Below are 22,726 nucleotides of genomic sequence, written 5' to 3' on the forward strand. Positions count from 1 at the left end.
ACTAAATCCTTTAATAGGCTCATTCAACATCCTAAAAACTGCAGCGCTTACCACACCATTGTAGAATTCTCCTCTAATCAAAACGGACTTGAATGTTCTCCCGGTTACCACCCCGAAAGCAAACCGCTCAATAACAAGGTCCCCTGCGGATAAGTTAGCGATCGCGGTTACTTCAAAAACAACTACATTGCTCTTAAATCAATCAGCAAACATTTAGTTAACTCATTTCAAACCATCTCTTGACCTCAACCAAGCTTGAGGTTTTAGCCTTATTCGCACGATTCAAAATCAACAATGAAAAAGGAACCATTGTGTCTAAAATTGCGATTATTTATTTCTCTAAAACCGACGTTACTGGTCAGCTTGCTCGCGCGATTGCCGCTGGCGTTGAACAACAAGACATTCAGCAGCAAGGTGAATGTGAAATCCTCTCTCACCGAATTGAAGGCAGTGAGATTATTGAGGGACGTTTTGTGAACCCTAGCCTAATGAATGAACTTGCTGAGTGCGATGCGATTATCTTTGGCTCACCGACCTATATGGGCGGCGTAGCAGCGCAGTTTAAAGCATTTGCCGATGCAAGCAGTGAATCTTGGTATTACCAAAAATGGGCGGGCAAAATCGCGGCTGGCTTTACCAGTGGTGGGGCAATGAATGGCGATCAGTCAATGACGTTGCAATACCTGCAAACGCTAGCTAGTCAGCACGGTATGATGTGGGTCGGATTGGATAAGATCAGCAATTCTGGCGAGCAGAATCTGAATCGCTACGGGGTGCAAGGTGGCATTGTTGCTCAAGGTGATGATTGCGGCCAGTTGCATGCCTCAGATGTTGCAACAGCGGAGTATCTTGGCAAACGAATCGCCATTCTCGTGAATAAGCTCTCCACTCGCTAGCAATAAAAAGAAGCCCCGCTAGATACATCTTCGGGGGCTTCTTATTTATCGCTTATGTTGAGCGCTACTTCTTGATGTAGAGGTCTTTCGAGTAAATGCGACCCTCTACGTTGTTCTTGGCAAAACCGCCAACCGTAGGACGAACCAAACGCGCTTGCATGTAGTAGTAAATCGGTGCGATTGGCATATCTGCCGCCAACAATTGCTCGGCTTGGTCATAGAAACCTTGGCGCGCTTTCTCATCCGTTGCGGCCAATGCACTGTTCATCGCCTTGTCGTAAGCTTCACTGCTGTAACGCGCAAAGTTACCTGATGAACCAGAGCGCAGTAGACTCAAGAAGGTGGATGCTTCGTTGTAATCTCCACACCAAGAAGCACGCATCACATCGAAGTCCCCTTGCTTACGGGCAACGAGATAAGATTTCCACTCTTGGTTTTCTAATTCGACTTTCGCGCCCAAGTTGTTCTTCAACATGGAAGCAATCGCCACTGCTATGGCCTTGTTCGATTCACTGGTGTTGTACAGCAATTTGAAATCCAGAGACTTACCATCACCGTATCCTGCTTCTTTCAGCAGCTCACGCGCCTTTTCATCACGCTGTTTCTGCGTCCATGTGCTGTATTCTGGCTGAGTCGCATCAAAGCCGGCGGTGTATTGGTGTGCGAACGTATAAGCAGGCAGGTTACCCACTTGCGTGACACCATTCGTGATCACATCACGCATCATCGAATAAGACACAGCTTTACGAACTCGCTCATCATCGAACGGAGGACGTGTTGTGTTAAACGCGTAGTAGTAAGTACAGAGTAGCGGAACCGCGGTATACGCTTGCTCGTAATCTTTCTTCAGCTTTTGCGCCATGTGGGTTGGTACATCTGAGGTAATGTCCACTTCGCCCACCGCATAGCGATTGATCGATGCGTTTTGGTTCTCAAATGGAATGTATGTCACTCCAGTGAGATGAGTATCCGCGCTATCCCAGTAGTTTGGGTTCTTTTTCAGTTCAATGCGTTCATTCACCACCCATTTATCCAGAACAAATGCACCGTTGCCAACAAACTGCTGTGGGTCACTCCACGGCTTTTCGCTGTTCTCAACCGTTGCTTTGTGTACCGGCATCATCGAGGTGTGGCCTGTCATTGCAACAAAGTACGGCACCTTGCTATCAAGTTCGAAGCGTAGAGTATGTTTATCGACGGCGGTGATACCAAGATCATCCAGTGGCTTTTTACCTTCTGCTACGTCGGCGATGTTTTTGATCTTAGTAAGTTTGAGATACCAAACATTGGGAGAAGCGGTTTTCGGGTCTACTGCACGACGCAGTGAATAGACAAAATCATCCGCTGTCACAGGATCACCGTTCGACCATTTGGCGTCTTTACGCAGCTGGAACACAAAGGTTTGGTTGTCTTCGGTTTGCCAAGATTCCGCAACACCAGGAACGATATTGCCATCGCGGTCTTGAATGACTAATCCCTCAAACAAATCACGAATCACGTGCATCTCTGGTAAGCCTTCGGCTTTTGCAGGGTCTAGCGTCGCCGCTTCTGCATCGTTTGCTCGTACTAAGTGTTGTTCTGGTGCGAGTTGCACACCATCAGGTAAAGAATCAGCTAAAGCTGAAGCGGATAAAAATGGGGTCAATAAAGAGGAAACCAGCAACGCTGTTGAATGCTTTTTAAAATCCATATCGTTTTTCGTTCTCCTAACACGTCTTTTGAAGCAAGTACCACAATTCATCATACAAGCATTGACGAACTTTAAGTGTTCAGTTTATATCCGAGTAATCTCAAGATGCTAAGTTCAACGGCTGTAACATGAGTTATATATAGCTTGAGTGATGAATAGATACTACTCGAACAATCAGGAGATTACGGTGAGTCTAATTCCAAGAACGGAAAGAGCGGCATTTTTAATTACGCCAACATCATATGGAAAATCGGTACTGGGCGCGCCGTTGTTGTACTTCCCAGCACAAGTAGAAAGTAACTCACGAGGCCTTATTCTCGCGGGGACACACGGCGATGAGACAGCCTCAATCGCCGGATTGTCGTGCGCGTTAAGAAGCTTGCCAGCGGAGTGTCTGAAGCATGATGTGATTTTATCGATGAACCCAGATGCAAACCAACTGGGTACACGAGCCAACGCCAATCAAGTCGATCTAAACCGTGCGTTTCCTACACAGAATTGGACAGAACACGGCACGGTCTATCGTTGGAGCTCGCATACACCGGTTCGAGACGTGAAAGTAAAAACAGGCAACAAAGAACAGCTAGAGCCAGAAGTTGACGCACTAATTAGGTTGATTGAACTGCGCAAGCCAAAATTTGTGGTCTCGTTTCATGAGCCATTAGCGTTTGTCGACGACCCTGCTCATTCTGATTTGGCCAAATGGCTCGGCAAGCAATTCAATCTACCTATCGTTGACGATGTTGATTACGAAACGCCGGGGTCTTTCGGTACTTGGTGCAATGAACGCCAACTACCTTGTATTACGGTAGAATTGCCCCCGATCTCGGCGGATCTCACGATCGAAAAGCATCTCGATGCGTTTATTGCTTTGTTGCAGCACGATCCAGATCTTTAATTTCTAACTATACGAAGCGATCAAGTAAGGATCTGCTTGATATCGGTACTGATATCACTGATCAACTGACGCGCGCTTTCGTCTCTTTGCTGCACCAAAATAATAAACAGCAGATCCGTAATCACGTTTTGTGCCGTACGCGAAGCAATGGAAGAGCTGCGATGCTCTGTTTCATTGGCGATGGTATCAAACGTGATGTCCGCGATGTCTCTCAAGCGGCTTCTCCCCGGAGCTGACAAAGCAATCACCTTTGCTCCCTGCTCTTTCGCCGCTTCCGCAGCCACCAGAATCTCTTTGCGTTCTCCTGAAAAAGAAATCGCGATCTGCACGTCTTGTGAAGAGAGCGTGCGCGCAACCGCAATTTGTACGTGACTGTCTTGTTCTGATAGTGCGGTAATCCCAAGCTTAAGCAGTTTAAAACTCAAATCTTTTGCCGTAAGCGCAGAGCCGCCAATACCCACCACTTGCACACGGCGCGCTTCACTCAACCACTTCACCGCTTGATGACACGCCTCATAAGAGAGCGCATTGGTCGTTTGGAACATAGCGTCGGTTTTCGCTTTAACCAGTTTTTGCGAAATCACCGCAATCGGGTCATCCGCCAAAATGTCACTGTGCAGAGGCGTGGATTGCATCGCTTGCTTACGACCAATCTCTTCGTTCAACGCCAATTTGAACTCGCTGTAGCCTTTATAGCCAATTCTCTGGGTGAATTTGACGATGCTTGACTGGCTCACTTGCACTTGCGCAGCAAGCTCTTGACTGGTCAATTGCGCGGCTTTCGCTGCATTTTCGACAATCCAATCGCCAACCAAACGACCACTTTGAGAGAGTTGAGTACGTCTTGCGACGATTTTATTGATAACGGACACGACAAAATTCCAAAAACTTTAAATAAATTATTCCAAAACAGAAATAATCACACTTTTGTTTAACTGCCTGATTAACTTAACAACCCTTGTTTCTACGTAGGTTATCTCATCAGTATTCTCTGTCATTATTCCAAATTTTCACTGAACAAAGAATAACCTCAAGTGTGATTTTTATCACCAAACCTGAATATTTTATTCCATAGAATCGCCCTCAGATTGAACATTTACGAAGAGTACAAAACATGAAAATTGATTTAAGCCGATTGGTGACAGAAAGCCGCAATCCAGCGAGCGCAGAGATCGATACGCTTTCTACCATCGAGATGCTGCAAGTCATTAACCAAGAGGATCAGAAAGTCGCTTTAGCGGTGCAAGCCGTATTGCCACAAATCGCGCAAACCGTCGATGCCATTACTGCAGCGTTCGCCAATGGTGGCCGTTTGATTTACATGGGTGCAGGTACATCTGGCCGCCTTGGTATTCTTGATGCGAGTGAATGCCCTCCAACTTATGGCACACACCCAGATATGGTTATTGGTTTAATTGCTGGTGGTCATCAAGCGATTTTGAAAGCGGTAGAAAACGCAGAAGACAACGCTCAAATGGGCCAAGACGATTTAAAAACGCTGAATCTGACTCAGCATGATGTTGTGGTTGGCATCGCTGCCAGTGGCCGTACTCCTTATGTTTTAGGTGGTTTGGAGTACGCAAAATCTGTTGGAGCAACAACGGCATCAATCGCATGTAACCCTGAATGTGCAATGGCAGAAGCGGCCGACATCGCCATTCTTCCGGTAGTGGGCGCAGAAGTCGTCACCGGCTCTTCACGCATGAAAGCGGGCACAGCACAAAAATTGGTGCTGAACATGCTGACTTCTGGCGCAATGATTCGCAGCGGTAAAGTGTTTGGCAATTTAATGGTGGATGTAGAAGCCACCAACGCCAAACTGATTCAGCGTCAAACTAACATTGTGATTGAGGCAACAGGCGCAACAAAAGAACAAGCAGAAAAAGCCCTTGAAGAGTGTGAACGTCACTGTAAAACCGCAATTTTAATGATTCTGGCTGATTTGGATGCTGAGCAAGCCAAGTCTCGCCTCGCCGAGCACAACGGTTTTATTCGTGCAGCACTAAATAATAACTAAATAGCCCTAGTCCTGAAGGATAGTCCCTATGGCCAAAATTACCTCTAACACCGTATCGCAATTGCTCGCCGCAGTGGGTGGCAGTAACAACGTAAGTAAGTGCGGTAACTGTATGACGCGTTTGCGTTTATCTCTCGTGAATAACAGCTTGGCGGATCAATCCGTCATTAAACAAATTCCCGGCGTAATGGGTGTGGTAGAAAGCGACGAGCAATTCCAGATCATTCTTGGTCCCGGTAAAGCTCAGCAAGCTGCCGATATGATGAATAAGTTGATCGACAGCTTAATCTCTGGTGACAGCGAAGAGCCTGACGCACCACAACAGGATCTTTCTGCAGTCGCTGCAGAGCAGAAAAAACAGATGAAGAGTAAGCAAACCAGTGCGGTTCAGCGTTTTCTGAGTAAGTTTGCCACCATCTTTACACCGCTGATTCCCGGCTTTATTGCTGCGGGTTTGCTGCTTGGTTTTGCCACGTTATTGGAACAAATCTTCGTGCTCGACCAAACGCCCAGCCAGTTTATGTTGGATTTGATTGCCTACATGAAGGTCTTTGGTAAAGGCCTGTTCGCTTTCTTAAGCATTCTAATTGGCTACAACGCTCAACAAGCTTTCGGTGGCTCAGGTGTCAATGGCGCCATACTCGCTTCGCTATTTGTGTTGGGTTACAACCCCGATGCAACGTCGGGTATTTATTCAGGAATGAATGAGTTCTTCGGTTTTGCGATTGACCCGCGCGGTAACATTATTGGCGTTTTGATGGCAGCGATCATTGGTGCTCAGGTCGAGAAAAAAGTGCGTCAGTATATGCCCGACGATCTGGACATGATCTTAACGTCAGTTGTCACGCTTTTGATCATGGGTGCAGTAACGTTTTTGATCATCATGCCAATCGGTGGTGAGCTATTCAAAGGCATGTCTTGGTTGTTCCTAAACTTGAACGACAACCCATTAGGCGCCGCGATTTTGGCAGGTTTGTTCTTAATTTCCGTGGTATTTGGTATCCACCAAGGGTTTGTGCCGGTGTACTTTGCCCTGATGGAAGCACAAGGTTTTAACTCGCTGTTTCCTATCCTAGCGATGGCTGGTGGCGGTCAAGTAGGTGCTTCTATGGCGCTGTACTTCAAAGCCAAGAAAGACGCACTGCTACGCACACAAGTAAAAGGTGCCATCATTCCAGGTCTACTTGGCATCGGTGAACCCCTGATTTACGGCGTGACGCTACCGCGCGTTAAACCGTTCGTAACCGCTTGTATTGGCGGCGCAGCGGGTGGCTTCTTTATCGGTTTTGTCTCTTACCTTGGCCTGCCTGTCGGTTTAAACACCGTCTTCGGACCATCTGGTATCGTTGCAATCCCTCTGATGACCTCGGCTAGCGGCATATTTGCCGGCATGATGGTGTTCGTTGGTGGCCTACTTATCTCTTACATCGTTGGCTTCCTAGCTACCTACTTCTTTGGCTGCAAAGACGTTGATTTAAGCTAAATCATTCTAACCCCTATAGGAATGGACTAGCTCGCGTCCTTGAGCTTTCAAGGGCGCATCCTCTCTCTACTTCTCACGACATTGATTTTATTCCGTTATTCGGAATGGGCTTTGTCGTGCTTAAAAACAATAGAAACGAAAAGGTCGTTCACATGAAAAAGCACATTTTGACTCTACTTCTCCCTACTCTGATGGCATCGAACGCAGCGATGGCTGCTCAACTTTACCAAGCAGAAGACGGGTCGGTTTTGAACATTTACTCTCGTCTTGGTTTTAACGTCACCAATAAAAATGATGAACACGGTGATGCCAATGGCGAATTTGATGGCCGTATTGGTTTGAATGGCTCACAAACCATCAACGAACACGCCTCTGTCATTGGCCAAGCGCAATACCAAGTGGGTGCAGCAGAATACGCCAACCAAGTGAACGACAAGCCTTCTCTGACAGCGCGTTACGTTTGGGCTGGTATTGATGCGCAAGATTACGGTCGAATCACAGGTGGTCGTGTTGCGTCAGGATTAATCATGTTCACCGACATTGGTGATGTATTTGCGTCGTCAGACGTATCTATGGCACGCCAAGCAAATAAAGTGGATAAAACCGCGACACAAGTTTTCCGTCAAGACGGTACGCTGCAATACCAAAACCGCATTGGTAACTTCGATGCATCTGTGGCTTACATTATTGGTAACAGCACCTCTGAACTCGATTACGGCTACAACGCAGCACTACGTTACACCCTAGAAATGGGCGATTTAGGCACACTAGCTCCTGTAGTTGCAATGCAAAAGAGCAAGGGCGATACGCGTGAAAATAACGATACCGATTACACCTTCTGGGGTGCAGGTACGCGTTACTACTTGGGTGATTTGATGTTAGGCGCGCTTTACTCAGAAGATGAGCTAGAAGGTTACTTCTCGGAAACCAGTACCGATAAAGTCATGGAGCTGACCGCAGTTTACAGTGTAAATGACAAATGGGCGCTACGTGCAGGTTACCGCTCTCTAGAAAACAGCGACGGCGACGATCTTGAGCTGAAAGATACGACAGTTGAAGTGCAATACAAACTGACCCCTCGCTCTTCTATCTACACAAGTTACGTTGACCGTAATGGCTCACGCGGTTACGACAACGCACAAGAAGTCTCGTTTGGTGGTGCACATGCAGATGAAAGCTACTACCACTTCGGGCTACGTTACGAGCTGTAAATGTCCATACACTCGTTTTAGTTAGCTAAGATTTCCTCCTCGATATTTTTCCTGCCTTTAAAATATCGAGGAGTGAAATCTTCCTTCTTTTCAGTTACTAGCCACTCTATGAGTTTCCTAATAGGCATTGCTGTCAATTATCATTACATGCATGTTTACTTTTTCATCATTCAGCAAAGTACTCTCTCATCAATTAATCATCACTGAATCAATATGAGAGCCTTATGCCTGTAAAATTCTGCTCACACTGCAACAAACCGACTGAACACAAACGCGTGATGAAACGCATCAACACTCAACCTGAAAACATCAACGGCAAAACAGCCCGTTTAATGGTGTTGGTATCACGCTGTTTTACCGGTAACCACTATCACGAGTTAACGCCTCAATTCTACTGCCGCACTTGTAATCAACACTTTCAAGGCACTGCAGAGATTAAAGACCTGCACGCTCAAGACAACCTATCTATTTAAAATGATTGCTTTTTGAAATGCTCAATAAACGCCTGCGTTCGCTTTGGTAAATGCTCACGTTTAGGATACAGAATATAGAGCGGTAGGATCGCATCAGTTTGCCATTCAGGGAGTAACGGCACGAGTTGCGATAGCTCTTCACCGCTAAGTTTCTCCAATGCGAATTCATCCAACATTGCAACGCCACATCCCGCAAGAGTGGCTTCAAGCATAGATTGAACTAAATTAAAGCTAAGTACACTTTGCAAAGCCACTGAAACTTTTTGCTTGGTTTCCCTATGATGAAAGTGCCACGTATCGAGGTTCAATGCTTCATTGCGATACACAATATGGTCAAGCTGATGAAGTTCTTCCGGCGTAGTTATGTTTGGTTTGTTAGACAAGTACGCTTTGTGTGCGAACGGTTTACAGTGTAAAGAGCGCAGATGGTGGCCAATATAGCCCTCGGGTGGATTATTCGTGAAGAAAAACGCCACATCAAAGCCAGACTCAATAAGATCCAAAGGCGTTTCTGAAAAGATCACTTCGAACGTCACTTCAGGATATAACTGGCGAAACTCGATCAAGGCTCGGTTCAATAACGCAGCCCCAAATGACGCCGACGCGGCGATGCGCAAATGCCCGGCGACTCGGTCACTTTCCATCACTTGTTCATTAATCTGCTCCGCTCCTTCCATCAAACCCTTTACTTGCTGATAAAAGCGCAGCCCATCGTAAGTAAGATTAAATTGCCTTGTTGTACGCTGAATCAACTGCACTGACAGAATCTCTTCTAACTGCCTCAATTGACGGCTCGCGTGCGCGTTTGAGCAACGCAGTTTTTTCGCCGCACCAGCAATACTCTTCTCTTCACATAGAGCGATGTACATCGGCACATAGCTTAGCCACTTTATTTCCATATGGTAATTATGATTCTCTAAAAATAATCTACTGGAAATAATAGAAAGGCTCTACACTGCTTACAACTTAAAATTGGAACGGAGAATCACGAATGAACGTATTCGATACTTGGTTAAAAGGGCAAGTGATCAAAGACCATGTCACTAACCCGAATATTGAGGTAGGAGACTACAGTTATTACTCGGGGTTTTATCACGGTAAAACATTTGAAGATCAATCGGTTCGTTATTTGATGGGCGACAGCGTTACCCAACAAGAGTGGCAAGATGGCGCTTATGGTGAAGTGGACAAACTGATCATTGGCAAGTTCTGTTCAATCGCTTCTGGCGCGACCTTTATGATGGCTGGCAATCAAGGCCACCGGGTAGATTGGATTTCGACCTTTCCATTCTCTCCTGAAGAGTTTGGAGAAGATGTACAAAGCGGCTTTGAACGCGCAGGTGATACTGTAGTTGGTAATGACGTGTGGATTGGTAGCGAAGCGATGATCATGCCGGGCATCAAGATTGGAGATGGTGCCGTGATTGGTGCGCGCTCAGTCATCACTAAAGATGTCCCGCCCTACTCGATTGTTGTTGGTCACAATCATATTGTTCGCCAGCGCTTTGACGACGAATGTGTTGCCATGTTGTCAGAGATTAAATGGTGGGATTGGCCCATTAACCATATTAAACAAGCAATGAAGATAATGTGCAGCAGTGATGTACGCGCGCTTGGTGCTTACTACCAAGAACACATTGCCTAGCGTTTAAAAGCAAAAGCCCGTGTACCTCTCAATACACGGGCTTTTTTCAATCTTCCAATTAAAGAGTTAAATCGCGACGACGTCTTCTTCCTCTAAATTTGCCGCCACTTTGATTTCGTATTGGTTAAAGCTAAACACACAACCGCCATGGGTGCGTTTGGTTGTCACCTGCTCGTCTCCAAATTGCACCGTAACACGGGTAAAAACGCGATCTTTGGCTTCGACAATATTCTCTTCCAGTGAGACCTCAAAGTCGTGCTCTGTGTGTTCTAGCTTCTGTTTAACCTCATCAAGACGCTCATTGTTTTGTGCCTTTAATACTTCGATTTGAGCTTGTTCTTCGTCGGTACGTTCTGCTTTCGGGCGCTTCTTAAATTCAAGCTCCTTACGAATCACATCCATCGTGCCTTCTTGGGCGGACTTGTATTCTTCTTTTAAGTTGGTAATACGCTCTTTGAATACAGCGTAACAGGCAAAAGCCTCGATTTTCGTTGCTGTATCACCTTCTACACCAAGCTGAGAACAAAGTACCTTACTTCCTACTTTGGCATCACCACCGCTTAAAGTGCCGTTTTTACCGCTGGCATCAAGTACCGTCAGGTTGCGTCCACACACAATGTCGTTATTCATACTGTGTACAGCGAGCTCTATATCCTCGCCAGACTGCAATTCACAATACTGGGCGTAACTGGCACGAATCGATGTTTTGGTTCGAACGTGGCAACTCTTCGGCTGACCATCACTCACTGTGTGGCCAATAATGCCTTTCGCCACTTGGATGTCACCCTCAGCTTGTACGTCCGCGGATTCAATAAAGCCACCAACGGTAATAGAGCCGGTCGCTTTAACGATCATGCCAGATTCAATATTGCCGCCAATGATGACGTTGCCTTTAAACTTAACGTGTCCGGTATTTACGCCCACACTGTTCAGACACAGCGCATTATCAACTTCAATGGTTTTGTCTTTGATGAGAGGCGTACCAGACACAGAAGCAATCAGAAGATTAGGATCGGCTTTGCTGATTTCGGTTCCTTTGCCCGGTTTGATAGGGCTGTCTTTGCCTGCTTGAGGAGGAATCACGCGACCTTGCACAGTAAAGCCTGGAATACCCTTGGTAGCAGGCGTTCGATGCATGACCTCGTCGCCAATATCAACGGCAATGGTTTCACCTAAGTTACGTAAATCAATCTTATCGCAAGTGGTTTGGCCTTCTTTTGGCTTGAGGATACGTTTGGTGATGTCTTTGACGAGAGGCGTAAAGATAGCGTCTTTACCTTTGACAGGTTGTTTGCCAACGGCGACAGGTTGAGTGAAGGTTTCTCCGGGTTTAAGTTGATTACTGACGACCATGACTTTTTTGAGCGCCAATTTGTTGATGCCTTTCGACACTCGCGCATGAGCAAGCGCTTGAACGATTTCAGGACCACGCAAACCGCGGCCACCATAAGCGCCAGTGATGTTCATACTAGCGAGCATGTCGTTGTTCGACAGTTCAACTTCTACCTGAGCATTCTTAATCTGTGCGACGACGATGCCTTCGTATGCTTCAGCTTTACGCTCACGAGCACAGTTAATGAATCGAACCACTTCAGCGTCATCCACAAACGCCTGACTGGCATTCATTGCTTGAAGCTGTTCAGGCAACTCCTTTTGATTTAGCTCACTTCCCAGTTCAACATCTCCTGGTAAGCGGGCAAAAATCCTCGTTTTGTCTTCCGACCATTCAAGGCATATCTTCCACATAACCAATCCATCTGCTACCCATCACCTAACTCAGTCTAACCAAAATCATTTTCTGAACAAACCTCTCAATTCTCAGAATCAGGCTCACATCACTAAAGGATGTCCCGCAATTTCTGAGCTTGAAGCAGACAAACACAGAATTTCTAAATCGAGTTTGGATTCATTTATTAGCCACACTGCCTAAGTTTGACTGGTACATAGCAAGCGATATCTAAATAAAAGTGGAGGTATGCTTAATGGCCATAGTGACTAGACTACAAATTGCTTATTTAGCTCAAATATCAATATCATTCAAAAGAACGAGTTCCCATTTACAGTGTAAATTGAGATTGTCTTTACACCTTGCCGTAGCCCTTGACTAAAAAGTGCCAAATCAAAAGGGAGGATTTACATTGTAAATTACTCGCTCTGTTTACACTGTAAATTTAGCTATCAAAACTTGTAGCTCGTTTCTTATATGTGCTTCAACTTGCTTACGTCCCGGCAAGCCATATTGCTTAGCGCACTCACTCCAGTCTTTGTTTAAGAATAATTTACTGATCATCAAGTCAGACACATCAGCCAAACCACATTGCAGTAACCATTGCTGAATCCAAACAGAGACCGATTCAAAGTTATTACCACCTTGAGCATAACACTCGATTAAAGTGCGCTTCGTTAAATGGGACGGGCAAGTAGATACCGAGGTTGGTAATAGCGCGCGAAGCAAACTTGGCTCTAACTTAGGATACGTAGACGCTGCACTCAATGGCAACAGTTCTTCGAATAGCAACTTGGCTTCGTTTATCCAAGTTTGTTGTGAGCCACATTGACGAACCATCAACAACGAGTAACACCCACTTGCCGCATCTCGCATACTTCCAAGACGAATGGATTCAAAACCAGATAGCTTCCAAAACGCAATCAGTTCTTCTGTTGCTCCAAAGCTGGTGGACAAATAAGAGATATGTGGCGCCGTAGTTTGTTCCAGCAGCTTCAACATTTGTTGGCCAATCCCCTGACCTTGCAAGTCTGGATGAACTGCAATTCGCATCACTCGCAAAGTAGAAAGCGCACCCACATCAGCGTAACCAAGTTGATTGATGAGGGTCACTGGCGTCAGATGCCCTTTCGGACGACGTTTCCCAAGCTGAATATCTTTAATGAGATTCGAATCGAGGTTGCCCTCTTCCACCGTTAACATCACCCCAACGATTTCATTATTATTCTGAGCTACGTAAATCTGGCAATGTTCATCTTGCAGGAGATGCAACAAATCATTTGGCGAGGTTTGATAATGCGCATTCACGAGTAACGCGAAGCACGTTTTCAATACGGAAGGATTAGAAATCAACGCTGACTTACGGAGGTTGATTAATGAAATATCGCCAAGCTCGACAGGCTGACTCGGAGTGAGTTCTGCATCCAGCAAAAATGCTTGGTAGAGCCATGCTTCTAAATTATCGTTTGTCGCCCATCGAATAGGTTGTTGAAGATGATAAAGCTTCATTCCTGGTCTTTGCTTTTGTAGCCAATCAACAAACTTAAGCGTGAAGCCACGGCCACAACCTTCATAACCATGAATGGTTGTTGAGAACACGAGACGATGATATTGCTCAGTAATCTGCTTAAGCATAGGAACCGGAATCGCAGCAGCTTCATCAACCAACAACAAATCACACTCAGGTAAAGTAGAGAGTAATTCATCCGGCGCAATAAACTGAATGTAGCCCTGCCCCGCTTCTAATCGATCTTTCTTAACCCGCTCTGCGGTTGATAGCATTCTCAGTGCGTGCTGATAGACCGGTTCAACCGCTTTGATGCTTGGCGCTGTGACGAGAATTCGCAGTGGCTTTTGCTCTAAAAGCTGCGCGCATGCAATGCCTAACGCACTGGTTTTTCCTCGACCACGATCGGCGGTTAATACTAACGGACGTTTACGATGCCCTGTCACCACTTTTTCGATAAAAGAAACCGCTTCAGTTTGCTCGCTATACTGATGCGCTTTTTCCGCTTGAATGAAATCTGGTAGTTGAGGTAATGGTGAATTTTCCTCAATAACGGTGAGTTGTTGCCATTGCGTTTGCATCCACAGTTCGGCTTCATCCGCTTCTTGGTTTTTATTGGCAACCACAATCAATAGTCCACCGCCGACGAGCGCGCCAAGAGCCGAAGTAAAACTGTTAGCATCAAGCTCTTTTCTCGCATCAAACAGCAAAACGTCACACTCGCGACCGAGCAACATATTGCCTTGCTTTGCATTTATGCAGAGGGCATTTTCTAGTTGCCAATCCCCAACACAGAACCACGTTTGATTTTGTTGCTTTTGATGAAAGTCGGCAATCAAGGTGTTTTGCCAATCGGCATCACCATAAATCACTACGCCGTTGCGTTGAAAGGCTTTGTAAGATTGGAGCTGAAGCTGAGGAAGGAATTCAGGTTGTGCGAGCATTACGTATATCCAAGCATTAAACTGACGCCATATTATCACATCTCGATTCATGGAGACTTTGCCAAATTGCAGACATAAAAAAACCGCCCGAAGGCGGTTTCAAACAAGGAGGGTTTTACTTCATTTTGCTCTCAACGAAAGCCAGAATTTCTTCCATCAAGCTGTCGTCTACTTTCTTCAAGTTAAGAGCAAGGTTGTTACCTTTACGGCTGTAGCTTGCACGACCTTTAACTAAATCGACTTTTTCTGCTTTCTTAGCCGGCTTCGCAGGCGCTAATTCTGCAATCCAGCTTTCGATGCTTTCTGTCACTTCTTTAGTAAGACGGGCCACACCTTGAGCTGTACTGCGCTGCCACAAATAACCTTCCGACGTACGACACTTATCCAACAAGTTTTGTTGTTGTTCGCCGTTCAACGTCGAGAATTGCTTATGCAGCTTAACAATCGTTGGACGACCTAAATCACCAACATTCGGGTAAGCTTGCAGAAGTTCAAGTGGAAGTGCAGCGGCTTTTAATGCGCCACTCACCAATGCTTCACTGCACTGGAACATTTTTGCCAACGCTTTTTGGTCTTCAGCTTCGCCACTTTCAAGCTTCGCCTGCATCTCTTTACCTTTTTCGTATAGAGAGAGTGGCTTGTGCGCGTTTGCAACATCAGAAAGGAACTTCGCATGGTCTGTGTTGATGCCGTCACCAACGTAAACCAAGAAATCCTGTCCCGCTAAGATACAAGACATACGACGGCGGCTACCGTCTAATACTTCAATCTTGCCGTCTTCAGTGCGACGACCAACCGCTGGATACTGTTGACCACGTTCTTTCAACGTCACCAACACATCCGATAAAGCGTGTTCGTTTAGGAAAGATTGCTCACGAGCGTTCTCTGCAAATACGCTAGTGTCTGTCGCCACTTTATCTGCAGGAATGCGCACCAATTCAAACTGAACGGTGTTCTCGCCTGCTACAGCAAGTTCGATAGTTTGTGCTTTGTCTTTTACTGCCGTTTGCGCTTCTTGAGGTGTCGCAACACGACGCTTATTGGTTTTACCAAATAATTTCGCGTTTAATTCTGACGTTTTCAATGCCATTTATTCATTACCCCTGATTCAGTGACGGCCAGTTAGAGTGCAGTACGCGCTCTAGTTCTAGTGCGCTCTTATGTACCGCATCTTGTGCAGTAGCGAGTGTTTTCTTACCACCTTCGAAGTCGCCTACGGTTAAGTCAAACACGGTGCTGTAGGTGTCAGCACAGGTTTCGAATGCGCGACTACGAGGAATGGTGGCCATCATAACTTGGTCACCTAGAAGATAGTTCATTTCAGTTAGAACAGAAACTTGCTTCTTGTTGTCGTCTTCAAACATGGTTGGCATAAGACGAACAAACTCAAGACCATTCCAATCTTCCGGGAACATCTCGTAAACCGTTGGAAGGTGTTGGAAGAAATTTACTGTTGAAGCCCAGTCAAGACGCTTCGCTGCACAAGGAATCAATAGCGCGTTTGATGCGTACATTGCATTCCATACTAGCGGGTCAACGTGTGGACCGGTATCAATCATAATCACGTCGAAGTCATTCGCGATCTTGTCAATCAACTGCTCTTTCAACAGACGAACGATATCTAGCGATGGGTCTTCAGAGAGTGTTTGCCACGCTTCTGCGTTGAACATGGCGTCTTCTGGGAAAGCAGAAATCGACTTCAAGTTCGGGTATTGCGTTGGCAACAGCACGTTCTTGTGTAGAAACTCACGATCGATTTCAACGCCATCTAGCACGTTACCAAGCATGATATCAACTGCAGAATAGATATTGTCGTGCTCTGCCACACTGATTTGTGGGTTCAAGAACAGACGCAGAGAACCTTGAGGGTCAAGGTCAATCAAACAAATGCGGTAACGTTTATCTAGGTTTAGCGCCAGACATGCCGCTAAGTGAACCGCTGTCATCGATTTACCCGTACCACCCTTTTGGTTTTGTACGTTGATGATCCACGGTTTGTTTTCAGAATTCTTTTTGCGTTCATGGAATTTAGGCACTTCTGCCGCATCCATTAGCATGTGCGCTTCTTCAAGCGTGATTGAATAATGGTTGGCATTATTCTTTGTAAATTGATGACCTTCCGCTTCCATCTTACCGATAGCATCGTCCAGCTTACGGCGAGTCAAACCTGAGCGGGTTTCCATCATTGCCTTAGACATTGGTGGGAAGTAGTTGTCACTACGCTCTTCCAAAACAATCTCAATACGGTCAGCTTGAACTTGTTGGGTAAGTTCCGCTAACTCTTGGAGATTTTCAATCGTTGTTTCTCTTTTCATGCCAAATTCCGTTGGAAGGATATCTGTTTTTAATTGTACAGCACTGCAATCCTAAAACAACAAAAAGGTGCACGAACATTTTGAATAACCATCACATAAAAAATACTCACAAACGCCTGTTTTATGATTTCACCTTAAAAACATCACAAAATTTAATCAAATCTATGCGAATAAAGTGCTTCAAACCTTGAAAGAATAAAAATGTCACACTGTCACGTATTTACAATGTAAATCTAACGTTTTTCCGGAACGATTATAAAAAGGCACTAAATTACGGATAGTGTGAGATGAATCTAGTGTTTGATGGTGGCTCAGCGTTTTAATTTAAAAATACAAGGAAAACCAGCCTTGATCATGCGTCCAGTATGTTTAGGCATGTAAAACAGCGATATTAAACGGAAGTATGATCAAGGAGTCTTCATGATCATACTTCCGGTAAGAACAGAAAATACGAAAGCATGATCAAGGAAGTTATGTGTCCTTGTACGCCACACATCGATTTTTCAATGCGATCAATTTACTGGAAAAATGATCAAGTGTGTTTTGTCCTCGGAAGCATGATTTTTCACGGTCAATTTACGGCTGAATGCAGATAGACTGGGGGATAGAGGCAAAATCAGAGATAAAAACGTGGAACGATGAAAATAAATCGAAAACAAAATGTAGAACGCGATATCATGATCATGCTTCCGCCAATTTCTAGATAGCAACAAGGAACAAGGCGGCTAGCTTAAAACTGAGGAATATTTCAGCATTTGCGTAAATTGTATTCACAGTTCATTGCAGAACGATGGAAAGCGACGCTCTTGATCATTGATCCGAAGGTAAAATGCCCTTGCTTTACAGCAAATCAGAACAAACTTTTCCAAGCCTTCACGGTATTTCTGTGGATAAGTTGTACAAACATCATGATCATCGTTTCAGGACCTTTTTGATCATCTTTTCAGAAACTTAATGATCATGCTTACGAGACTTTGTGATCATGCTTTCAGGGATTTGTTGATCATCGTTTCGGAATGTTCATGATCATAGTTCCAGAGTGCCACTTTAAAATACCTATTTAAAACAGAAACTTACGCAAGCAAAAATCTTCAGATCATTAGATCATATAAACAATAAGATCAGATTAATCAAAAAGATCAGTTATTTAAAAAACAAAGATTTTTTCTTTATTTATGATCTGTTTTTCTTTATTCTTCGGAACCATAGCAAAACTACGGCTAGTGTGATCTGGATCTAAAATGACCGCTGATGAAAAAATTCTGATTAAAGCGCCAAGAAGCCATAAGGATGGGCACCTTTTTGAGGTACACGAATCTTCTGCAGATTGGGTAGAACAATACCAACACTTCAAAGGGGTAACCAAGAGCATCTTAGAGTTGCTTAATCTGATCTCTTTACGAGGATTCAGCAGCAAAGACGGTTTGGTATCGACAACAGAAATTGTTGAAGCAACCGACGGTCAACTGACCAGAGCCGCCTTGCAACAACGCTTACGTGCTGCTGTGAACATTGGTTTGTTTCATCAAACACCAGTACGTTTTGAAGAAGGCCTTGCTGGCAAAACCATGCTGCACAAGTTCGTCAACCCGAACCAGCTCATCTCAGCGTTAGGTGCCACCAGCTTAGTTACAGAAAAAGTTCGTCAGAGCGAAAAGCAAAAGCGTTCTAAGGCCTTAGCGCAAACCCAAGTGAACAAGCGCCTGTTGAATGAACATGGTTTGAATACCCCACCGATGATGAAGGATGAAGCGGATCAATTTGTCGTTTCTCCAACTAATTGGGCAGGGATCATCGACCAAGCCTTAGCGCCTCCACGCACTCGCAAGAGTTACCAGAAATCCATGGTTTCGATCTCTGGCACCAAAGCCGTGATTGAAACACGATCGTCGAAAAACATCATGACAGTGGACGATCTGATGACCTTGTTTGCTCTGTTTACGCTGACTGTGCAATACCATGATCATCACAAAGATCAGTACCACATGGACGCGGCGCATGTGCCGAATAAAACCCCGTTGTACATCACGGATATCTTGTCATTACGTGGCAAGAAAGACAGCGGCCCTGCACGAGATTCAATCCGCGACAGTATTGATCGTATCGAGTTTACTGATTTCCAATTGCACGAGCTCACTGGCCGCTGGTTGAGTGAAAACATGCCAGAAGGCTTCAAGAGTGATCGTTTCCGTTTTCTTGCTCGAACCATCACTGCATCGGAAGAAGCACCAACAGAAGGCGCTGACGGTGAAATTCGCATTAAGCCAAACCTTTACATCCTCGTGTGGGAACCGTCGTTCTATGAAGAACTGCTTACGCGTGATTATTTCTTCTTGTTCCCGCCAGAAATTCTGAAACAACACACCTTGGTGTTCCAGTTGTACTCGTTCTTCCGTAGTCGTATGGTGCGTAGACACACCGATTGCATGTTATTGAGTGAGCTGAACCAAAAACTGGCCCGTAACATCGAATGGCGTCGTTTCTCAATGGATCTGATCCGTGAGTTGAAGCGCCTGTCTGATGGTAAAGGGACGGAAGATCTTTTTGTTGTGAACTTATGGGGCTATCACTTAACGATCGAGACCATGATCGAAAACGGCAAAGTGATGGACTACCAAATCGACATCAAATGCGATGTGGAAGAAGTATTGCGTTACTCGCGTGCTCGTACGACCAACGCAGGAAAGCGTAATATGGCCCCTACGCTGCCAAACCCACTTCGTAATGAAATGGTTACGAGGCAGCAGCTAGACGAGCTCTCAGGCATCATAGACGGCGAATTTGAGCCTATTCAGCGTAAAGCTCCCTCTCCACGTGGTAATTTGGGCCGCCGAGTGAAGCAGAAAAAGCACCTAGTTGAGATCAATGCGGACGAGATAACCATTACTCTATCCAAATATACCTCTCCAGAGGCTCTAGAACGCAGTATAACGGCTTTATCGGCGATGACAGGGCATTCCTATGCCTCAATCAAAGAAGAGTGTTCTGACTTCATAGACAAGCTCGATTTCTTGCGAGTAGGGGATGCACCTCTGCCTTACGAGACATTAAGCAAAACAGTCGAGCTGTTTAACAGCCAAAACGATGTCAAACATCTCACCATTGAGCGTCTAATCGCAGGCTTAGCCGTTCGCCGAAAAGTGTGTCGCCAGATTTTCGAGGGGCACATGGATGAGATGGTATTCAGAGCACTTGATGAAATGGCGATTTAATATGAATCAAGCGGATGCTTTTTGAGTAATAAGCATGACTAATTGGTTCAGAATGTAACAATGAATTGCACTGATGGAAATCAGACCTAACTCTTACAAATCACTGACATTGCGGTTCCGAGGGCAGACTAAGATTTATCCCGAATAGACAACCTTTTGTCCTTTCTGATGATTAATAGATTGGCTCATATTGTTACATTCATTCTGAATAGACTTCGCGAGTTTCTCCTCAAGAAACTCGCTTTTTTTTATCTAAAATTCCTGTCCTGTGCATCTGCTTATAACTGACAAGTCTCGGTCTGTTACCTTGATCATCTTTCCGAATCAATGACGTAATCCTTGATCATGCTCCCTGGTTTCATTCCAATTTAACGATCGCATCAATGCAACGTGTGACTCGATCAAGTTGCTCGCCTGCTGCTGCCACTCATTTTGATCGTGTTGCTGATTGCAGAACTCTAGCGCCAGAACGGTCAAATGCTGCAAACGTTTGAGACACCAATCCTTGATAAGAATATCGGTCATCGGCTGGCAAGCCGCTTGTTCTAGCTTCGCACCTGTGTATTGGAGGATTTGAAAGGCTTTTTTATGGTCTTGATGCCTAGCGTGTTGAAAGACTCTTAGGCAGCCATCTAGCCAACAAGCGATAGCTTTACTCTGTTCGTCCGTCAGTTCTGGACCAAACACAGCAACAGGCGCTTGGTATAAGATCGCTTCTAAGCTTTCTACTTGATCATGCTTCCGATTGTCATACCAATCTGATAGTTGATCTTGCCAGGTCATCAAATCCATTAGGCTGCCTCAGTCCATTGTTTTACAAAGTGATTTGGTCCGATTTGATCATAGTCTTCGACCACAACGCTGCTGCGACTGCGGATCTCATCGGCATCTACTGAATAGTTTGGTTCACTTTCTACAAGGTTGCCAAATGGTAGATCAGGATCTGGCACTGCAGAGATCAATAACTTAGTGTATGGATGCTGTGGATTCTTTAAGATCGCTTGAGTGTCTCCCCATTCCACAATTTGTCCTTTGTACATCACCGCGGTTTCTTCTGCGATGTAATGCGCAGTCGCAAGGTCATGAGTAATGTACAGAAAGCCAATTCCTAACTCTTGCTTCATACGTTGCATCAGGTTGAGTACACCTAAACGAATCGATACATCCAGCATCGACGTCGGTTCATCAGCAAGAATGAGCTGTGAACCTACCGCCAGAGCACGGGCGAGATTGACACGCTGACGCTGACCGCCACTGAGTTCGTGAGGGAATTTGTTGAGCGTTTCCTCTGGTAGTTCGACCAAATCCAGCAGCTCTAGCAGTTTGGCTGGGATTTCTTTGTCACTCTTCACCTGCTTATGAATCTTCAGTGGGCGAGTTAAATGGTGGCGAATAGTATGGGTTGGATTTAATGAGCCAAAAGGGTCTTGAAACACCATCTGAACCTTGCTGCGGTAGTCCTGAATCTCGCCGCGAGCAGTAATGTCGTTAATGTTTTTGCCGTTGAAAAGAATTTCACCATCGCTGGCTGGATACACCTTGGTAATCAATCGCGCGCAGGTGCTTTTGCCGCAGCCTGATTCGCCCACTAGCGCAAGGGTTTTACCTGCATAAAGATCAAAGCTCACGCCCTGAAGCGCACGGAAGGTTTCTTCTTTGGCGAAGCCACCACCGACTTTGAATTCCTTGATCACGTTTTTCATTTGGATGATCGGTTCACTCATGCTGGCGCTCCTTCCGTTTGTGGCTGTTTATGTACATCGTGAATATTCGGGAACGAAGCCCATAGCTTTTGGGTGTATTCGTGTTGAGGATGATTGCGGATTTCGTATGAGCTATTCACTTCAACAATCTTGCCGTGGCGCATGATGGCAATGCGGTCGCACAATTGGCTCATAAGCGCTAAATCGTGGGTAATAAAGAGCACTGAGAAGCCAAACTCGTCACGTAACTGATAGATTTGCTGCAAGATTTCACGTTGAACCACCACATCGAGCGCCGTGGTTGGCTCGTCCATGATGATCAATTTGGGATTGAGGGATAGGGCAATCGCAATCACCAAACGCTGACGCATGCCACCGGAGAACTGATGTGGGTATTCTCCCAGACGATTTCTCGGAATGTTGACCAAATCGAGAAGCTTCTCTGCGCGGTCTTTGGCTTGCTCGTTGGTTAATCCTTTGTGGTGGCGTAATACGTCGGCAAACTGTTCTTGAACGGTGAGAACGGGGTTTAGTGAGTTCATGGCACTTTGAAACACCATGGCAATCTCGCTCCAGCGCAGCGTATTTAGCTCATTGTCAGGCAGACGAAGGATATCCTTGCCTTCAAATAAAATTTGTCCCCCAGAGATAAATGCAGGCGGTTTGTGTAGACGGTTGATAGAGAAAGCTATGGTACTTTTGCCACAGCCTGATTCACCCGCCAGACCAAATATTTCGCCCTTGCCAATATCGAAGCTTACCGATTTCACGGCATTAAAATCACCGTTGTCGGTGATGTAGTCCACGCATAAGTTTCTGATCTGAATGACGGGATCAGAGTGGAATGCCTGATTCAGGTTTAGTTCACTCATAATTACACCTTACCAATACAAAAGATAATTATTATCATTATCAGGTGTGTAAGGTTTGCGAAAGATAAAACCGTCTGATCAGTGAAGTGACTCGAAAGTTGAGTGTAATAAAAAGAATTTTTTCCGTTATGAAC

Annotated in this window: 18 protein-coding genes; 8 read left to right on the forward strand and 10 right to left on the reverse strand. The window is 45.4% G+C overall.

Annotated elements, in window-relative coordinates; genetic code table 11:
- Positions 1–311 precede the first annotated feature (311 nt).
- A complete protein-coding gene (locus GXP65_RS04145; protein WP_162092092.1) occupies positions 312–896 on the forward strand; it encodes a flavodoxin family protein in 585 nt (194 codons plus the stop codon).
- A gap of 64 nt (positions 897–960) precedes the next feature.
- Here the strand turns inward: GXP65_RS04145 and GXP65_RS04150 are convergent, their stop codons facing one another.
- Positions 961–2,586 carry an ABC transporter substrate-binding protein gene (locus GXP65_RS04150; RefSeq protein WP_162092093.1) on the reverse strand — a complete coding sequence of 542 codons (1,626 nt, stop codon included), beginning with the start codon at positions 2,584–2,586 and terminating at the stop codon, positions 961–963.
- A gap of 187 nt (positions 2,587–2,773) precedes the next feature.
- Between GXP65_RS04150 and mpaA the strand changes: the two genes are divergently transcribed.
- Positions 2,774–3,484, forward strand: coding sequence for a murein tripeptide amidase MpaA (gene mpaA / locus GXP65_RS04155; protein ID WP_346265898.1), 711 nt, complete (start codon positions 2,774–2,776; stop codon positions 3,482–3,484).
- 20 nt (positions 3,485–3,504) lie between these two features.
- On the opposite strand, the gene GXP65_RS04160 is transcribed toward mpaA, so the two are convergent.
- The gene (locus GXP65_RS04160; protein WP_162092095.1) at positions 3,505–4,356 is read right to left on the reverse strand and encodes an SIS domain-containing protein; all 852 of its coding nucleotides are present in this window, start codon (positions 4,354–4,356) and stop codon (positions 3,505–3,507) included.
- A gap of 242 nt (positions 4,357–4,598) precedes the next feature.
- On the opposite strand from GXP65_RS04160, the gene murQ reads away from it, so the two are divergent.
- From murQ to GXP65_RS04180, 4 genes are all read left to right on the forward strand, one after another.
- A complete protein-coding gene (murQ, locus tag GXP65_RS04165) occupies positions 4,599–5,501 on the forward strand; it encodes an N-acetylmuramic acid 6-phosphate etherase (RefSeq protein ID WP_162092096.1) in 903 nt (300 codons plus the stop codon).
- 28 nt (positions 5,502–5,529) lie between these two features.
- The gene (gene murP / locus GXP65_RS04170; RefSeq protein WP_162092097.1) at positions 5,530–6,984 is read left to right on the forward strand and encodes a PTS N-acetylmuramic acid transporter subunit IIBC; all 1,455 of its coding nucleotides are present in this window, start codon (positions 5,530–5,532) and stop codon (positions 6,982–6,984) included.
- 152 nt (positions 6,985–7,136) lie between these two features.
- A complete protein-coding gene (locus tag GXP65_RS04175) occupies positions 7,137–8,195 on the forward strand; it encodes a porin (RefSeq protein WP_162092098.1) in 1,059 nt (352 codons plus the stop codon).
- 224 nt (positions 8,196–8,419) lie between these two features.
- Positions 8,420–8,668 (forward strand): hypothetical protein, encoded by a 249-nt coding sequence (locus GXP65_RS04180; protein WP_132698235.1) that lies wholly within the window; start codon positions 8,420–8,422, stop codon positions 8,666–8,668.
- Here the strand turns inward: GXP65_RS04180 and GXP65_RS04185 are convergent.
- Positions 8,665–9,567 (reverse strand): LysR family transcriptional regulator, encoded by a 903-nt coding sequence (locus GXP65_RS04185; RefSeq protein ID WP_162092099.1) that lies wholly within the window; start codon positions 9,565–9,567, stop codon positions 8,665–8,667. The two genes, GXP65_RS04180 and GXP65_RS04185, sit on opposite strands and share 4 nt — an antisense overlap.
- A gap of 92 nt (positions 9,568–9,659) precedes the next feature.
- Here GXP65_RS04185 and GXP65_RS04190 point away from each other — a divergent pair, with 92 nt between their 5' ends.
- A complete protein-coding gene (locus GXP65_RS04190) occupies positions 9,660–10,313 on the forward strand; it encodes a CatB-related O-acetyltransferase (RefSeq protein WP_162092100.1) in 654 nt (217 codons plus the stop codon).
- Positions 10,314–10,379: 66 nt separating this feature from the next.
- Here the strand turns inward: GXP65_RS04190 and GXP65_RS04195 are convergent, their stop codons facing one another.
- From GXP65_RS04195 to GXP65_RS04210, 4 genes are all read right to left on the reverse strand, one after another.
- The gene (locus tag GXP65_RS04195) at positions 10,380–12,059 is read right to left on the reverse strand and encodes a FapA family protein (RefSeq protein ID WP_162092101.1); all 1,680 of its coding nucleotides are present in this window, start codon (positions 12,057–12,059) and stop codon (positions 10,380–10,382) included.
- Positions 12,060–12,471: 412 nt separating this feature from the next.
- On the reverse strand, positions 12,472–14,490 hold the full coding sequence (locus tag GXP65_RS04200; RefSeq protein WP_162092102.1) for a GNAT family N-acetyltransferase: 2,019 nt from the start codon (positions 14,488–14,490) through the stop codon (positions 12,472–12,474).
- A gap of 115 nt (positions 14,491–14,605) precedes the next feature.
- On the reverse strand, positions 14,606–15,580 hold the full coding sequence (locus GXP65_RS04205; protein WP_162092103.1) for a ParB/RepB/Spo0J family partition protein: 975 nt from the start codon (positions 15,578–15,580) through the stop codon (positions 14,606–14,608).
- 7 nt (positions 15,581–15,587) lie between these two features.
- The gene (locus tag GXP65_RS04210) at positions 15,588–16,805 is read right to left on the reverse strand and encodes an AAA family ATPase (RefSeq protein WP_162092104.1); all 1,218 of its coding nucleotides are present in this window, start codon (positions 16,803–16,805) and stop codon (positions 15,588–15,590) included.
- Between the two features lie 1,241 nt (positions 16,806–18,046).
- Here GXP65_RS04210 and GXP65_RS04215 point away from each other — a divergent pair.
- Positions 18,047–20,017, forward strand: coding sequence for a replication initiator protein RctB domain-containing protein (locus GXP65_RS04215; protein WP_012130354.1), 1,971 nt, complete (start codon positions 18,047–18,049; stop codon positions 20,015–20,017).
- Positions 20,018–20,341: 324 nt separating this feature from the next.
- Here the strand turns inward: GXP65_RS04215 and GXP65_RS04220 are convergent, their stop codons facing one another.
- The 3 genes from GXP65_RS04220 to GXP65_RS04230 are packed head-to-tail and all read right to left on the reverse strand — an operon-like array spanning position 20,342 to position 22,592.
- Positions 20,342–20,809: a transcriptional regulator gene (locus GXP65_RS04220; RefSeq protein ID WP_162092105.1), complete on the reverse strand. Its 468-nt coding sequence runs from the start codon at positions 20,807–20,809 to the stop codon at positions 20,342–20,344.
- Positions 20,809–21,741, reverse strand: a complete 933-nt coding sequence (locus GXP65_RS04225) for an ATP-binding cassette domain-containing protein (protein WP_039986455.1) — start codon at positions 21,739–21,741, stop codon at positions 20,809–20,811. The genes GXP65_RS04220 and GXP65_RS04225 overlap by 1 nt, the downstream gene beginning before the upstream one ends.
- Positions 21,738–22,592 (reverse strand): ABC transporter ATP-binding protein, encoded by an 855-nt coding sequence (locus GXP65_RS04230; protein WP_045399602.1) that lies wholly within the window; start codon positions 22,590–22,592, stop codon positions 21,738–21,740. Before GXP65_RS04230 ends, GXP65_RS04225 begins: the two co-directional genes overlap by 4 nt.
- Positions 22,593–22,726 lie beyond the last annotated feature (134 nt).

Origin of the sequence: Vibrio sp. LB10LO1 (assembly GCF_010092875.1) — a bacterium.
Taxonomy (GTDB): Bacteria; Pseudomonadota; Gammaproteobacteria; order Enterobacterales; family Vibrionaceae; genus Vibrio; species Vibrio campbellii.

Excerpts from the sequence above, each read along its gene's own strand:
- GXP65_RS04150 (WP_162092093.1), bottom strand. The coding sequence starts at position 2,586 with ATGGATTTTAAAAAGCATTCAACAGCGTTGCTGGTTTCCTCTTTATTG.
- murQ (WP_162092096.1), top strand. The coding sequence starts at position 4,599 with ATGAAAATTGATTTAAGCCGATTGGTGACAGAAAGCCGCAATCCAGCG.
- murP (WP_162092097.1), top strand. The coding sequence starts at position 5,530 with ATGGCCAAAATTACCTCTAACACCGTATCGCAATTGCTCGCCGCAGTG.
- GXP65_RS04175 (WP_162092098.1), top strand. The coding sequence starts at position 7,137 with ATGAAAAAGCACATTTTGACTCTACTTCTCCCTACTCTGATGGCATCG.
- GXP65_RS04180 (WP_132698235.1), top strand. The coding sequence starts at position 8,420 with ATGCCTGTAAAATTCTGCTCACACTGCAACAAACCGACTGAACACAAA.
- GXP65_RS04185 (WP_162092099.1), bottom strand. The coding sequence starts at position 9,567 with ATGGAAATAAAGTGGCTAAGCTATGTGCCGATGTACATCGCTCTATGT.
- GXP65_RS04190 (WP_162092100.1), top strand. The coding sequence starts at position 9,660 with ATGAACGTATTCGATACTTGGTTAAAAGGGCAAGTGATCAAAGACCAT.
- GXP65_RS04195 (WP_162092101.1), bottom strand. The coding sequence starts at position 12,059 with ATGTGGAAGATATGCCTTGAATGGTCGGAAGACAAAACGAGGATTTTT.
- GXP65_RS04200 (WP_162092102.1), bottom strand. The coding sequence starts at position 14,490 with ATGCTCGCACAACCTGAATTCCTTCCTCAGCTTCAGCTCCAATCTTAC.
- GXP65_RS04205 (WP_162092103.1), bottom strand. The coding sequence starts at position 15,580 with ATGGCATTGAAAACGTCAGAATTAAACGCGAAATTATTTGGTAAAACC.
- GXP65_RS04210 (WP_162092104.1), bottom strand. The coding sequence starts at position 16,805 with ATGAAAAGAGAAACAACGATTGAAAATCTCCAAGAGTTAGCGGAACTT.
- GXP65_RS04215 (WP_012130354.1), top strand. The coding sequence starts at position 18,047 with ATGACCGCTGATGAAAAAATTCTGATTAAAGCGCCAAGAAGCCATAAG.
- GXP65_RS04220 (WP_162092105.1), bottom strand. The coding sequence starts at position 20,809 with ATGGATTTGATGACCTGGCAAGATCAACTATCAGATTGGTATGACAAT.
- GXP65_RS04225 (WP_039986455.1), bottom strand. The coding sequence starts at position 21,741 with ATGAGTGAACCGATCATCCAAATGAAAAACGTGATCAAGGAATTCAAA.
- GXP65_RS04230 (WP_045399602.1), bottom strand. The coding sequence starts at position 22,592 with ATGAGTGAACTAAACCTGAATCAGGCATTCCACTCTGATCCCGTCATT.